Origin of the sequence: Thermoanaerobacter wiegelii Rt8.B1 (genome assembly GCF_000147695.2) — a bacterium.
Classification (GTDB): Bacteria; Bacillota; Thermoanaerobacteria; order Thermoanaerobacterales; family Thermoanaerobacteraceae; genus Thermoanaerobacter; species Thermoanaerobacter ethanolicus.
Genome location: NC_015958.1, coordinates 2645658 through 2661034 on the forward strand (window position 1 = coordinate 2645658; position 15377 = coordinate 2661034).

8 protein-coding genes are annotated in these 15377 nt (G+C 35.7%); 1 reads left to right on the top strand and 7 read right to left on the bottom strand.

What is annotated here, in order from left to right; translation table 11 throughout:
• Positions 1–76 precede the first annotated feature (76 nt).
• The 7 genes from THEWI_RS12970 to THEWI_RS13000 all read right to left on the bottom strand — a co-directional run bounded on the left by THEWI_RS12970 (position 77) and on the right by THEWI_RS13000 (position 13425).
• Positions 77–6037 (bottom strand): S8 family serine peptidase, encoded by a 5961-nt coding sequence (locus THEWI_RS12970; RefSeq protein WP_014063716.1) that lies wholly within the window; start codon positions 6035–6037, stop codon positions 77–79.
• A gap of 396 nt (positions 6038–6433) precedes the next feature.
• Positions 6434–7807 (bottom strand): S41 family peptidase, encoded by a 1374-nt coding sequence (locus tag THEWI_RS12975; RefSeq protein ID WP_014063717.1) that lies wholly within the window; start codon positions 7805–7807, stop codon positions 6434–6436.
• Between the two features lie 115 nt (positions 7808–7922).
• Positions 7923–8849 carry a homoserine kinase gene (thrB, locus tag THEWI_RS12980; protein WP_014063718.1) on the bottom strand — a complete coding sequence of 309 codons (927 nt, stop codon included), beginning with the start codon at positions 8847–8849 and terminating at the stop codon, positions 7923–7925.
• The gene (thrC, locus tag THEWI_RS12985; RefSeq protein ID WP_003871328.1) at positions 8839–9894 is read right to left on the bottom strand and encodes a threonine synthase; all 1056 of its coding nucleotides are present in this window, start codon (positions 9892–9894) and stop codon (positions 8839–8841) included. The genes thrB and thrC overlap by 11 nt, the downstream gene beginning before the upstream one ends.
• 3 nt (positions 9895–9897) lie before the next feature.
• Positions 9898–11154 carry a homoserine dehydrogenase gene (locus tag THEWI_RS12990; RefSeq protein ID WP_014063719.1) on the bottom strand — a complete coding sequence of 419 codons (1257 nt, stop codon included), beginning with the start codon at positions 11152–11154 and terminating at the stop codon, positions 9898–9900.
• 11 nt (positions 11155–11165) lie between these two features.
• Positions 11166–11606, bottom strand: a complete 441-nt coding sequence (locus tag THEWI_RS12995; protein ID WP_003871326.1) for an ACT domain-containing protein — start codon at positions 11604–11606, stop codon at positions 11166–11168.
• Positions 11607–12186: 580 nt separating this feature from the next.
• Entirely contained in the window at positions 12187–13425 is a 1239-nt protein-coding gene (locus THEWI_RS13000; protein WP_208854418.1) for an IS110 family RNA-guided transposase, read from the bottom strand.
• Between the two features lie 501 nt (positions 13426–13926).
• On the opposite strand from THEWI_RS13000, the gene THEWI_RS13005 reads away from it, so the two are divergent.
• The gene (locus THEWI_RS13005; protein WP_014063720.1) at positions 13927–15345 is read left to right on the top strand and encodes an amino acid permease; all 1419 of its coding nucleotides are present in this window, start codon (positions 13927–13929) and stop codon (positions 15343–15345) included.
• Positions 15346–15377 lie beyond the last annotated feature (32 nt).

The following is a 15377-nucleotide window of genomic DNA, read 5'->3' on the forward strand; positions in this document are numbered from 1 at the left end:
AATTATTAAAAATCATCCATAATAAATAAAATAAAAAGAAAGCGCCCGTTAGGGCGCATTTCTCTTTAGCTCCATCTTATATATTTCCTGATTTCTCTAAAATTCTGTAAAGCATAGCTGCTGCTTCTGCTCTTGTAGCATTGCCTTTGGGTTTGAAAGTGTTATCTTCATATCCTCTTACTATACCAAGCTTTACTGCATTGGCTATTACATTCCTTGCCCATTCGCTTATCTTGTTGTTATCACTGAAAGTGGTATTGCCTATGTTCTCCTCTTTATAGTCTGCAAGCTTTCCGTATACTCTCATTATCACTGCTGTCATCTCTTCTCTTGTTATTGGGTCATTTGGCCTCATATTTTGGCCGTCTCCTAACATTATCCCTCCTTGATATGCTGCTTCTATCGCGTTTGCATACCATTCTCCTTCTTTTACGTCATTGAATTCTCCTTTGTAAGGCTTCTCTTCTATCCCTAATGCCCTTGTCATTAATGCTGCAAATTCTGCTCTTGTTATTTTTGCGTTTGGTAAAAAGGTGTTTTCATCTATCCCTTTTATTATGTGCCTTGATGCAAGTACATTTATTACGTCATATGCCCAATTGTCTTTTGATACGTCTTTGAATTCTTTGTTGTATTCAAAAGCTGCATAGGTTGAGAAGTGTTTTGCTTCAAAGGTTATTGTGTTTGTCTTTCTGTCAATTTTTCCTCCCACGTATTCCCATTGATTTGTCGTCTCGTTTAAGTAGTATGCTCCTGCTTTTCTTACGTCTTTTGCACCTTTTATGTTAAACGTCATTTTTACAGGTGACCCTATTTTTATGTCCTTGTCTCCTGCTTTTATTGTTATGTCATAGGCGCTTGTTATTGGCTCGAAAGTTGATGCTGTTATTTTGCCTTTGTTGTGTATGTTAAGTTTTATTGTTCCTGCTTTGTTTATGAGGTCAATTGCTTCTTGTGAGACTGTCAAAGTTTTTGCATCAAATTGTAAAGCTACTTCATCTGATTTTACTACTACGTTTTTGCTGTTCTTTGCTATTAAATTAAGTACAGTCACAGGTATTTCTAATGCTTTTTGAGATGTAGTTCCTATATTTGTTAAGTCAAATCGTATTTCTTTCTTTGAAGTGTCTTTAATGTCTTTTGCCACTTTGTTTTCGTCTATTGTAAGTGTTGTTGTGTTATTTTCTACAACTACTTTGCCTTGTGATACTTCCTGAGATTGTTTTGTTGCCTCTTCAGTACCTGCAGTCGGAGTCACTGGTGGGACAACAGGTGTAATACCACCACCTCCGCCAGAAGAGGGCACTTCTTTTACTGTGACATTGACAGATGCAGTTTTGTCGCCATAACTTATTTCAATTGTGGTACTGCCTGCTTTAACCCCTTTAACAAGCCCTTGGTTTACTGTGGCAATACTTGAATCTTGGGATGTATAGGTAGCATCTTTTGTCACATCTTTTGTTGTACCATCAGAATAGTTTGCTGTAACTTCTATTTGTGTAGTTTCTCCCACTTTTATTTCAATAGAAGAAGGTTGAACTTGTATATTTTCAAGAACCGGGTCTGTTACTGTAATTGGAACATTTAACGCACTATTGTTATACACAGCAGTAAGCACAGTGCTTCCTTTAGAAAGGCCTTTTACAACTCCCATAGTGTAGTCAGCAATAAGCGGATTTGCAATTATAAATTTAGTGTAATTTGTCACATCTACTTGACTACCATCTGAGAAATGATTATAAACTGCAATTGGCATTGCTTTGCCTGCTGGAACTGTTATAGATGGCGGGTCAACACTTATCCCCAATGGTACAGCTTCTGAAACTACAACTTTTATATCAACAGATTTATTATCATATGTTGCTTTTATTGTGGTTTCACCTTGGCTTACGCCAATTACAATTCCAGCGCTCTGTACTTTTGCAACCCCTTCATATACAGACTCAAATACTGCTTTATCTGTTATATCTTTTGTTGTACCGTCTGTATATGCTGCATTAATTGTTACTTTAGCTGTTCCTCCAATTGGTATATAAAGTGGATTTGGATTAGCTGTAAGTGAATCTAATGTTACTTCTTCAAGAGGTATATTAACTTCCTTGCTATTGTAAATTATTGTAACGTAATTTTGTGTATCTGAAGTATATACATTTGCAGAGACTGTAGTTTCTGCTTTATTTGTTGCCATATCTATCGCACTTATCGAAATGATATTATTTCCCCCGTTAAGAGGTACTCTGGCTGTAAAGTTATCATTAAATGTTGTGTAATCATCAGCTTCTTTATTAAGAACATTGTTGCCATTGACAAACAATTTATATCCAAATCCTGTGTCGTAAACACTTCCTGCTACTGTAAGGCTTATACCGTTAGGAGATATATAGCCTTTAAAATTATCTAAAGTAATTTCAGGAGTAGTTGTATCTATATATATAGGTATCTGGTATTCAGACATATGTTCATATGTTGTTGGGTCATCTTTATCATAGTAATTGTCGGCTGCAAAAAGTTTTATCTCTTTCTTTCCATCACTATCAAAGTGGACTGTTGTTGTAAAAGTATTGTCTGGATTGACCGTTACTTTTTCACCATTAATATAAAGCTCGCCCATAAATGTCGTCTCATCTTCTATAGTCCCTGAAACTGTAGTTTCTCTTGTGTTGAATATTTGCCCTACCTGAGGTTCCTTTACAGTAATAACAGGTCCAAAATTGTCTTTTATTTCTGGGTTAAATGCAATACAACTATTATTTACACCCATTATATCAGAAATATTCCCTGCATAGTCTACACCAAGTACAGCTATAAATGTATAGCGGTTTGGAAGGTCTACTTCTGCTGAAGTTACATCATTTGGTAAGACTTTTGCTTCAATATTTGTTACGTTATATGTCACAACGTCAATCTTTCCTGTAAAGAGAACATAATAATCTATACCTGAACCTTCTTTATCAATAGCTGTCCATTCAATTATTGCTTTTCCGTTTGAAATGTAATTTTCGTTTAAATATCCATATTGATCGACATATCCATCATTTATCATAACTTCAGGCAATATTGTATCGACTTTAACAGGCATTTGAAGAACTTGGGTTCTAGCATTCGGATAATCTATCTTAGATTCAAAGCGCATATAATATTGTCCATCAGGAACTACTTCAAATTTTCCAGTCGCAGCATTAAAGACTTTACCGTCCCATATCCAAGAATCTGAAATTCTAGCTTTGGATGTCTCTGCTACGTTCTTTCTTAAATATTCCTCTTGGGATATTTCTCTTATTACATTTCCATCGCTGTCTACAACGCTTACTTTAAATTCTCTTGCATTTCTCATAAATGAAAGCACTGGCTGTGCAAAATCAAATACACCATCACCATTTGGCGATATAGCAATTGTAGATGGATCAGGTTTTTCTTCCTCGCGTCCCAAGTTACCTAAGAAATACAAATCTTCATCTATAACTCCTGCCATACCTGTAAGTCCATAATAAGTGTCATCTTCCCAAAGAGGTGAATCTATAATTCTCGGTTCATCCCAACTTCCATAAAAAGCTGTATAAGGTACGCTTAGTTTGGGAAGATTGCTATCTTCTGGAATAAAGCTTAAAAATCCTTCCGCAAAAATATTTTGTGGAGCATTTTGAGGAATTATCAATGTAACATTGACAGTCGCTTGTCCGTTTGCAGGCACTGTCACAGTATCTTTATCAAATTTAACTGTCGCCCCTGTAAGGGTTGTTGTTTCAGCAAAGTTAAATCCCCACAGAACATAATCTGTCAAAACTCCATACTCGTCCTTTAAGGTATACGTAACATTGCTGTTGCTATGATTTTTAAGAGTCAAGGTAAAGGTCGCACTGTTCCCAATACTGCCAAGTGCAATACCTGCTTTTCCATTTGCATCTGTAATTGTCACAGGTGTCTTGATTGCCTTATCTATTTGAATCATACCTGCCCCTTGTTGTCTCGGTGAATAAGGCTTAGGACTTCTTAAGATTTTACCTGTATAAGGAGCAGCATTGTCGTTTGTATCAATTATAACTTTGGCTGTATTCATAGCCATTATTTTAGCCATTTCAACAAAGTCTCTGCCATCTTTGAAGGTCAATTCACCTTTAGATACTTTATCTTTAAGAGCTTCAGCAATTAGCGCCATTGCACCTGCCACATGAGGTGATGACATAGATGTACCGCTCATCAAACCGTAGGAATCTTTGTTAAGGGTTGAATATATTCCGCCGCCAGGTGCCATTATTTCCGGTTTAAAGTCAAAGCTTGGTGTAACACCCCAGGATGAAAAGTCTGTTACATTGTCTCCCGGAGGAACTCCTAAATTATTTGTTCCTATAGCACCATCAAATTTTACTGTGACTTTTTGCCCTTGATCTAACAAAGTTTTAATTGCAAGACCTGCATCTCTTAAAATAGACACAGAAGGAATTTTCGTACCTTCTCCTAATGCCATTGAAATTGTTCCTGTAGTATTATTGAAAATTACTGCAGCTACAGCACCAGCATTTTGTGCATTTATCGTCTTTGCGTTAAATGTAATAGAACCTCTTGAAATAAGGGCAACTTTACCTACTACATCTTTACCTTGAAAATCCTCGGGTCTACCTAATCCACAGTATACTACCTCATACTCTCCTTTCAAGACATCTGCAGGGTCAATAGGGTCATGGTCTGTAGGACTTCCTACAGAATATACTACTCTGTCAAAATCTTGTGGAGCAGGATTTACAGAAAAGCTTTTTCCTGTAAGTCCAGGATTTATAGAAGCAGCCACTTGAATAGCATCAAGCCACAATCCAGGCGAGCCGACAGTTCCTATATCTGGATCCATTGCATATGGATAAAATTCTGCGCTCGTCGAATAACTGGAGTTACCAGCTGAAACGACAACTATTACGCCATTGTCAACAGCATTTTTTATCGCCAGATGCTCAGGGTCATCTGGACGGACAAAACCTGCTGTTGAGCCTAAGCTCATGTTTATGACATCTGCTCCAAAAGCGACTGCGTGGTCAATACCTGCTACTATATCGTCTGAAAAAGCAGATGCAAAATTAGGGTTATTTGAAAATACCTTTTCAGCTATAAGCTGTGCCTCAGGTGCAACGCCTTTAATATTACCATTTGCTGCAACTATACCTGCAACGTGTTGACCGTGCATTGACTGTGTGGCACCAATATCTATAATTTGATCATTGTTGTCTGCCCAGTTCCAACCAACCGGCACTTTATCTGTGAAATATTTATAAGGTTTTCCAGTTTCCTTCGCTATTTCTTCTACTTTTTCCTTTGTCAACTTCACTTTTGTGGAATCTGTAATCTTCATATCTTGATGTCTATAGTCTATTCCTGTATCAATTATAGCAACAACCATTCCTTCACCTTTATATCCCAAGTCATTCCACACGGTTGGTACATTTGTTGAATAGATTGCTGTTGTCATGTCAAGGAAATACTCATTTACAATTCTTACATCTTTTACTCCAGGCAATGTTTTAATTTTTTCTATGTCTTTAACTTTTACCTCGCCACTTATGCCATTCAAAACAGTTTTATATGTATGTCTTGGTTTAAAATTGAAATTTTTGCTCAATACGCTTTTTAATTGAGTTTGTTCTTGAGTAATTTTGTTCAAAACAGTCGTTTTTTCATTTTGCGTCAAAGTTTTGAGAGTCTTGTTAGACTTTAATGCAAAAGAAGCAAGACTATCCTTTTCTAATTCCACAATAACTCGTACAGTTTCATCAGGATTATATTTTTCAATCTCTTGCTTGGAACCATCCCTTAAATTTTGCATCTCTTCTCCAAATTGTTCCACAACTTTTGACTTGCTTTGATAGGGTTTAGCAGTTTCTTTAAAATTATCTTTGGCAATCTGTTTTACAAGATTATAATCGATTTTTAGCGAATCTAAAGTAAGTTTTGGGTTATCTGATGATGGCATTTGCTGAGAATAACCAAAAGAGCTAAAAGCACTAAATACCAATGTAAATGCAATCAGAAAAACTAAAAACCTTTTGCCCATAAAATCTTAACCCCCTTGTTTTCATCTTCCTTATGTTTCGACAAAAAGATACAATTTTCTCCCCTTCATCCCCCCATTTTATGAAATATCTATAATCCAAGGGAATAAACCCTTAGATAGCATATGTTTAATAATTATAAATAAAATTTGTAATTATTGTTGAATTTGAGACATTTTATTTAAAATATAATATACTAATCCTTTGTATATCTTTTGCTTGGCTATTTGTATGATTACTATTTAATGTTGTATAAATTTCATATTCAATATTATTCTACATAAATTACATTTTTCCTTCTCTGGAAAAATAAAATTTTTTATTTATAAAACACACTCTTTGCAAGAAATTATTCATTTTATAAAATTAAGAAAGCTACATGCAAAGCATGTAGCTTGTTACATTTTCTTTAGCACTTCTATTGCCTTATCTAATTGAATATCCTTATTGTTTAATTCTTCAAGCAGTTTAACCAATGCATCATAAGTGTTTTTATCAAAAACCCCTGTCGGAGTTAATCCCGCTTTCTTTTGCAGTTCTTTTACAGCGTTCGCCGTTTTAGGTCCAAAAATACCATCTTCTGGGCCCGCATTAAACTTCAATATATTTAAATTCTTCTGTAAAATTTTCACATCATTTCCTCTGGAACCTACCTTCAATGTGCCATTAAATTTAAATGAAGGAGTATATTGAGTATTTACCACATATATATCTGGTTTCAAGCCTTGTTTGTCAATATATCTGCCTGAAGGGAGTTTATACCTTGCAATTGTAAGCTTAAAACCACTTCCATCTGGCAATGGCACTACTGATTGGACAGTCCCTTTTCCAAAAGATTTTTCTCCCACTAATATACCCGCTTTGGTATCCTGTATAGCCCCTGCTAATATTTCAGCTGCAGAAGCAGTATTGCCGTTAATTAAAACTGCTAATTTATACTTAGGATTATTGAGATAAGAATAATATATTTCATTTTCTCCATTTTTTGTCTCTACAGTCAATACAGCTCCTTTTGGAACAAAAAAGTTTGCAACGCTTACCGCCTCTGTAAGGAGTCCACCGGGATTATCTCTTAAATCAAGGACGATTTTATTTATGCCGTTATTATCCATATACGTGAGGGCATTTGCTATATTAGATGTGGTATTTTCATTAAATTCTCCTATTTTTATATACCCAATTCCATCGATTATTTTATAGGAAACTGGATTGACTCGAATTATTTGTCTGGTAAGTTCAAATTCTTTTATTGACCCTCCTACGTCAAAAGTGACCTTTACTTTTGTACCTTCATCACCAATTATCATATTTACTACGTCATTTATATTCATTCCCTCAACGCTTTTGTCATTTACTGCTTTTATAATATAACCACTTTTGATGCCAGCTTTTTCAGCAGGTGAGCCTTCTAAAACTGAAGTTACAACAATTTTTCCATCCTTTTCAGTCAAGACCATTCCTGTCCCGCTGAAAGTTCCAGAAGTATTTTTGGTAAAATCTTTAAACTCTTCTTTTGTAAAATATGTACTGTATTCATCAAGGCTTGAAAAAATTCCTTTTAAAGCTGCTTCTTTAAGTTGGTCATACGTCACATCTCCAACGTAATTATCTGTTATATACTTCATTATGGAACCAATGTCTGCAAGGTTATCATACAATTGTTGATCTTCTTGAGTCTGTGTTGAAGTTTCAGAAAAAGCATGACGTGGAATAGAAAAAACAAGGCTTATTGCAAGGATAAATACCAAAAATAGCGACAAAAATTTCTTCACAATATATACCTCCATTCCTAAAATAGTTAAGTTATATTTCTTCTTTTCTACAGTTTAATTATATCACATTGTTTTTTCATAAAAATTTATCTCATATAAAATTTCAAAGGTTTCCCTATACTGATAGAGAAACCTTTGAAATTTGAGCACCGTTATTTTCACAATGGAGTTTATATACTCTATAATCTATCTCCATGCCAGTATACACACTTCCCACTCTTTCTACTACTTTATCTACCTTATCTTCCGAGCAAATAGCCATAATTGTAGGACCTGCTCCACTTAAAAAAGCAGAATAAGCACCTGCTTCTAAAGCTTTTTCAAAACAGGCATACATTTCAGGTATAAGTTTAGAGCGGTATTTTTGATGGAGCATATCTTGAGAGGCAATCTTTAACAAATCGTACCTTCCACTAAACAAAGCAGCTGTCAAAAGAGAAGACCTACCTGTATTGAATACAGCATCTTTAAAATCTACTTTTTGGGGCAATATACTCCTTGCTATTTCCGTCTTTAAAACTTTTTTTGGAGTAAAAGTGATAAATTTTAAATCATTTTCTAATTCTTTTTTTACATAATAAGTACTTACCCCGTCAAAAACAGTTATATTTAATCCACCATTTAGAGCAGGACCTACATTATCGGCGTGTCCTTCCATGGAAGCTGCAAGGTTTAAAATTTCCTCATGGGTTAAAATACCCCCTGCAAGTTCATTTGCTGCTAACATCCCACCAATTATCGCCGCCGCACTACTTCCAAGACCACTGCCTATGGGAATACCATTTCTTATCTCTATTTTTAATCCCTCATATTGTGTCTCAGTTTTTTCAAAAACTCTTTTAGCCGCTTTATAGACGAGATTATCCTCAGTTGTTTCTATTTCTTTATAGTCATCTCCTGAAACCTCTATCAAGAGCCCTTCTTCTATAAATCCCATAGAAATTTCTGTATACAAATTTAGTGCCACTCCTATGCAGTCAAAGCCCGGTCCCAAATTTGCTGAAGAAGCGGGAATTCTCACTTTTACCATGTCACTCTCCATATAAAACTTCCTCCAATGCTTTTAGATTTGCCTCTATCGTTTTTATCTCGCCACCTAATTTAACAGCAGTATCTGGATCCTTTAATCCATTTCCCGTTAAAACACAAACAACAGATTCTCCTTCTTTAAAAAATCCTTCCTTGTATTTCTTAATAACCCCTGCAATAGAAGCTGCTGAAGCAGGCTCTGCAAAAATACCTTCCTTCTTGGCTAAGAGCGCATAAGCCTCCAGTATTTCTTCATCTGTAACTTTGTCAATGAGTCCACCCGACTCATCTCTCGCAGCGACAGCCTTTTCCCAGCTGGCAGGGTTACCTATTCGTATCGCTGTTGCAATAGTCTCAGGGTTTTCAATTACTCTGTTTTCAACTATAGGTGCAGCCCCAGCTGCCTGAAAACCTAACATTTTAGGAAGTTTCTTTATTTTCCCCGCATTATAATATTCTTTAAAGCCCATCCAATAAGCTGTTATATTCCCTGCATTCCCCACAGGAAGCGCAACATAGGAAGGAGCATCTTTAAGTTCGTCACATATTTCAAAAGAAGCTGTCTTTTGTCCTTCTAACCTATAAGGATTTATAGAATTCACCAGCGTTATGGGAAATTTTTTTGAAATCTCTCTAACTAACCTCAAAGCATCATCAAAGTTTCCATCTATAGCAATAACCTTAGCACCATAAGCAATGGCTTGAGCAAGCTTTCCTAAAGCAATTTTGCCGCCAGGTATAAGTACAATGCTCTTGAGCCCTGCCTTTGCTGCATAGGCAGCTGCAGAAGCAGAAGTATTTCCTGTTGAAGCGCACACAACTGCATTAGAACCCTCTTCTTTTGCCTGCGACACTGCTACAGTCATACCCCTGTCTTTAAAAGAGCCTGTTGGGTTTAACCCTTCGTATTTCAGATATATTTTTATGCCTGGAAAAAGTTTTTGAAGATTTACAGCCTCATAAATAGGTGTATTGCCTTCTTTTAATGTAACTATGTTTTCCTCTTTTATTTTAGGCATAAACTCTCTATAAGCTTTTATTAGGCCTTCCCACCCCATTGACTATTCCCCCTCTACTCTTATGACACTTTCTATACTTTCTACTTCCCTCAGATTTTGTATTTCTTCCAGGGCTTCAAATACCTTCCCTGTATTTGCAATATGAGTGATCAAAACAATCTCCGCAGTATCTCCCAAAACCCCTTTTTGTACTACCGACAAAAGACTTATTCCTTTGTCTCCTAATATACCAGTAATTTTGCTCATTACGCCAGGTTTATCAAAGGCTATGAGCCTTATATAATATTTGGATACAGTATCCACAATAGGAAGAAGGTCTGCATCTTCGCACCCATTTTGAATTACAATATGGTTTTTTACATCCATTATGTCCGCAACAACTGCACTGGCAGTAGGCATCATACCTGCACCTTGCCCATAAAACATAACTTCCCCTACTGCATTTCCATCAACTAAAATAGCGTTAAAGACCCCATTTACCCCGCTTAAAGGATTGTCTTTTTTTATCATGACAGGATGTACCCATGCTTCTAAACTGTCTCTTTCATCAATTTTTGCGTAAGCTATAAGTTTTACATTGTACCCCAATTCTTCTGCATATTTTATGTCAAATTTAGAAATAGACTTTATACCTTTTGTGTAAATTTTTTCAGGCAAAATGAATTTGTTAAAAGCTAAAGTGCATAGTATGGCAAGTTTTCTTGCCGCATCAAAACCTTCCACGTCATCTGTCGGATCTGCTTCTGCATAACCTTTTTGCTGAGCTTCCTTTAAAACTTCTTCAAAGTCTAAACCTTTTTCTTTCATTTCTGTCAATATATAATTTGTAGTTCCGTTTAATATTCCTTTGATTTCGTATATTTTATTTGCTGCAAGACATTGTTTTAATGGCCTGATGATGGGAATGCCACCACCAACTGAGGCCTCATAGAGAAGACTAACTTTATTTTCTGTCGCAAGTTTTATTAGCTCTTTACCGTGAACTGCTATGACTTCTTTGTTGGCAGTGACGACGTGCTTACCACTTTTGAGAGCTTTTATAATATAATCCAGAGCGGGATGTTCTTTCCCCATCACTTCTACTACTACATCTATTTCTTCATCTTCTAAAATGTCATCTGCATTAAAAGTTATTTTTCCTTCTGCAAGGGTTGTCCTCTTTTTATTGGGGTCTTTCACAAGTATCTTTTTTATCTCGATTTTCTCCCCTATCTTTTTTTCAATGTTTTTGCCGTTTTGGTTGATTAAATGAACTACGCCTGTTCCAACTGTTCCAAGCCCCATTAGTCCTATTTTCATTCATATCCCCCTTATTCTCCTAAAATTTCTATTTTCCTAACTCCGTTTTGACTGGATAGTTTCTCAAGGAAATTTTCCAAACTCATTTCCATGTACTGGGTATCAATAGAAATAGTTACGCTCGCAACCCCCATCGAAGGTATACTTTGATTTATAGTAACAACATTGCACCTAGCATCTGCCACAACGTCAAGAATAGAAGAAAGCACTCCTGGCATATGCTCTAATACCATAGATAAAGTTATGATTTTCCCTTTGCTAAATTTAGAAAAAGGGAAAACATAATCTCTATACTTGTAAAAAGCACTGCGAGATATACCTACTTGTTTTACTGCTTCATTGATGGTTTTCACTTTGCCCGATTCTAATAATTCTTTCACTTTTAAAGTCTTTTTAAGAGAGTCCGAAAGGATTTCTTCTCTTATTATATAGAGTTTCCCATCTTCTCCCATGAATTTCACCTCCACTGTTTTTGTTGCATAAACATTATTCCATATATAGAATACATATTATCACATTAAATTATAAAAATCAATAGCAGTTTACGTTTACTAAACAAAAAAGCAATTGACAGAAACTAAAAATATGCTCTATAATTAACTAATAACTGCATAAATTGTTTGTTAAATTGCGTGTTTCTCCGCTTTTTAAAATAATTATTTAGTCAATTTTGCAATTTATTAGTTTTAAATTTGCAATTTTTTCTTTAACCAGTATTTTGAAAAGAATGTTGAATATATTATTGTTTTGTTTTAATATAATAGTAAAGTAATATATTATTACTTTAAAGTTTTAAATTTTTTATTTTATACTTTTTTATTATCTTCTATATTAGAAAAAGGGGGCATACGGTTTTTGTTTACAAAATTTTGTTTAATAGTTGCTATAAGTATTTCGGTAATATGTCAAGAGGGTGATAAAAAAAATTCAAAAAAAATTTAATAAAATAACCTAAAAAAGGGCATAGCAAAGCTAACCATCACGCAATAAGCTGATGGAAATTAATGTAAAATATGGTTATGGGATAATATGTTAACTTATACAATCATCTCCTTTCATTATTGGGGATTTATAAAGTTTTTCTTCGCGCAGCAGAGCGAAGACTAACCTTACAGTTTTACGTGCAGTCAATACAAGAGCACGTTTATGCTTGTGAGTTTTGCTTTCTTTAAATTTGCGAGCATAGTATTGTGAGAACTCAGGTAAATACTTCCTGAGTTGGTCAGCTGCTTGAATAAAATAATATCTGAGATACTCATTACCAGTACGCTTGAGATATGTGTCCTCCGCTTTAAAATCAGCAGACTGGTATTCTGACCAATAAAGGCCGGAAAACTTTGCAAGGGCATTATCATTATCAAACCTTGAAATTCCGCCTATCTCAGATATTAAGCCGGCTGCGATGGTTGGGCCAATACCTTTTACTGATGTAAGACAAAGAAATTCATTGTTAAATCCTTTTACCTCATTAATAATGGCTTTTTCTACAGCTTTCTTCTGTTTTTCAAGGGACTGTAGATTATCAAAGCAAGACTTGATAACAAAGTTTAAAGAATCATCTACAGTAGCATTAATTCTATAAGACTTGCGAACAGCCTCTTGAAGCAATTTAGCTGTAGCTTCTGGATCATCAAAGCGATCTTTACTCTTATCAACCAAAAAGCCGGCAAGCTCATCAAGCGGTCGAGCCGCAATATCATCAAGGGTGAAAAACTCATTAAACATTTCAGTAGCAGCTTTAGCAAAATTATTACTAAAGACTTTATTTTGGCACAAACCGCTAAACTTAAGGAACAAATTGCTGAGTAAATAATTTTTTTCTCTAACAATACTATTAACAATGTGAAAGCGATGGCGAGTAAGCCTCTGGAGAGCAAGATATCTAAAATCTACAGAACAAGATTTAGGGAGTCTACCGAATCTCAGTTTTTCAGCAATAGCAAAGGCATCCATCCAGTCATTTTTAGGCAAATTGCCGAGAGACTTTTTAAAAGCATTAATAATATTAGCATTAAAAGTAGTAATAGAAGGTTGATAAGGCTTAAGAGCAAAATGATCAGCCAAATAATACTGGAGGTGCCAGCCATAGACTGAGGTAGATTCCAAACCAATAAAGACCTTTTGGATATTGTATTTATTACAACACTCCAAGATACGTGATACTATAACATCACAACCATGAGGGTTATTTTCTACAGAAAAACGAGAGGAAGCATCATTACCCTCCTGGTCGAGAATATGAACCTTGACATCATTCAGGCTTACATCCATACCAACAAAAAGCTTATTCAAGATTGTTACACCTCCTTTCAAAAGTGATAAAGTAAGTAAAAGTTAATTTGAGATAACCCTAGCAACCAGATTATGTAGCAACCTCGCAATTAGCTCTTAATATATAAGCCTGAATCCTCTGCTGCCAGGGGCTTATATATGACAAAGCAGATTTCGCGTAAGAAAAGGCAAATCTGGTGTAGGGACCACACTTAAAAGAGCGGTCAAGCCGCATGGAGGACGAAAGCCTGTCCCACATTAACTTTACAGTATAATAATGCTACAAGTTATCTCAAAAGTAAATAATAAGGCCGAAAAAAGATGAGACGGCCGCGCCATGAATCCTGCATATTGCGCAATATTACGGATTCATGGCAATAGATAAGATTTTAGACAAGATGAGAATATTAAAGATTTCCAGTTATAAATTTGCTTTATTAAATTTTAAGAAGTGAGACAAATTTATTGCCTTTAAAATTAATTATACGAGGAGGTAGCTTAATGACAAATTCAAATGGACTTTTTAGGAAGAAAACTTTGGAAATGATATTAGCTGATACAGAAAGCGAACAATACAAACTAAAAAAATCATTAACAGCAATTGACCTTGTTGCATTAGGTATTGGCGCAATCATAGGTACTGGTATTTTCGTTATAACTGGGGTTGCTGCAGCAGAACATGCGGGACCTGCTATTATACTTTCTTTCGTGTTGGCTGGTTTGGCTTGTGCTTTTGCTGCAATCTCATACGCAGAATTCGCATCAATGTTCCCAATTGCAGGTTCAACTTATAGCTACAGCTATGTTGCATTAGGAGAAATCTTTGCGTGGATCATAGGATGGGACTTAATACTTGAATACGTCTTTGCACTTCCAGCAATAGCTTTAGGCTGGTCCGGTTATTTTACTAACCTTCTTGCAAGTATAGGAATAAATATTCCTGATTGGGCAGCTCATTCTGCTTGGCAAGGTCCAGGAGGACTTATAAATTTGCCGGCAATAGGCATTTTATTATTAGTGGCTGCACTTGTATATATAGGTACAAGAGAAAGTGCTACTGTCAATAATATAGCAGTTGCATTTAAAGTATTTGTCGTACTTTTCTTCATAGTAGTTGCAGTATGGCACGTAAAACCAGTAAACTGGCATCCATTCATGCCTTATGGATGGAAAGGGATTTTTACAGGTGCAGCAATTGTGTTCTTCGCCTATATAGGTTTTGACGCAGTCTCAACCGCAGCTGAAGAAACAAAAAATCCTGCAAGAGATTTACCAATAGGAATATTGGGTTCTCTCGGCATTAGCACTATTCTTTATATAGCTGTTGCTGCAATACTCACTGGTGTAGTTTCGTATGCCCGGTTAAATGACCCAGCACCTGTTGCTAAAGCTCTTAACATAATAGGTTTGAACTGGGCAAGGGGCCTTGTATCCATTGGTGCGTTAACAGGTATTACGACAGTTTTGTTGGTTATGACATATGGTTCTACAAGAATAATTTTTGCAATGTCCCGTGATGGATTGCTTCCACCTGCTTTTTCAAAGCTTCATCCAAAATTTAGAACACCTACTTTGGCTATATATCTTATAGCAATAGCAACTTCTTTAGTAGCAGGCTTTTTACCAATAGGAATTATAGCAGAACTTGTTAATATAGGAACTATGCTGGCATTTGTACTTGTATCCATTTCGGTTATAGTACTAAGATATACACAGCCAGACTTGCCAAGAAAATTCAGAGCACCTGGTGTACCATGGACACCTCTTTTGGCAATTATATTTGTAGGTGCTTTGATGGCATCTCTCCCATGGGAGACATGGGTAAGACTTATAGTATGGCTTATAATAGGATTGATTATTTACTTCTCATACGGCAGACATCACAGCAAACTAGCTCAACAAAAGCAACAGCTAAAATAAAGATACAAAAACAGGGCCTCGCAAAATAGGCC

Bases quoted from the DNA above. Each gene is read 5' to 3' on its own strand.
- THEWI_RS13005 (WP_014063720.1), top strand. From the start codon at position 13,927: ATGACAAATTCAAATGGACTTTTTAGGAAGAAAACTTTGGAAATGATA.
- THEWI_RS12970 (WP_014063716.1), bottom strand. From the start codon at position 6,037: ATGGGCAAAAGGTTTTTAGTTTTTCTGATTGCATTTACATTGGTATTT.
- THEWI_RS13000 (WP_208854418.1), bottom strand. From the start codon at position 13,425: ATGGATGTAAGCCTGAATGATGTCAAGGTTCATATTCTCGACCAGGAG.
- thrC (WP_003871328.1), bottom strand. From the start codon at position 9,894: ATGGGGTGGGAAGGCCTAATAAAAGCTTATAGAGAGTTTATGCCTAAA.
- thrB (WP_014063718.1), bottom strand. From the start codon at position 8,849: ATGGAGAGTGACATGGTAAAAGTGAGAATTCCCGCTTCTTCAGCAAAT.
- THEWI_RS12990 (WP_014063719.1), bottom strand. From the start codon at position 11,154: ATGAAAATAGGACTAATGGGGCTTGGAACAGTTGGAACAGGCGTAGTT.
- THEWI_RS12995 (WP_003871326.1), bottom strand. From the start codon at position 11,606: ATGGGAGAAGATGGGAAACTCTATATAATAAGAGAAGAAATCCTTTCG.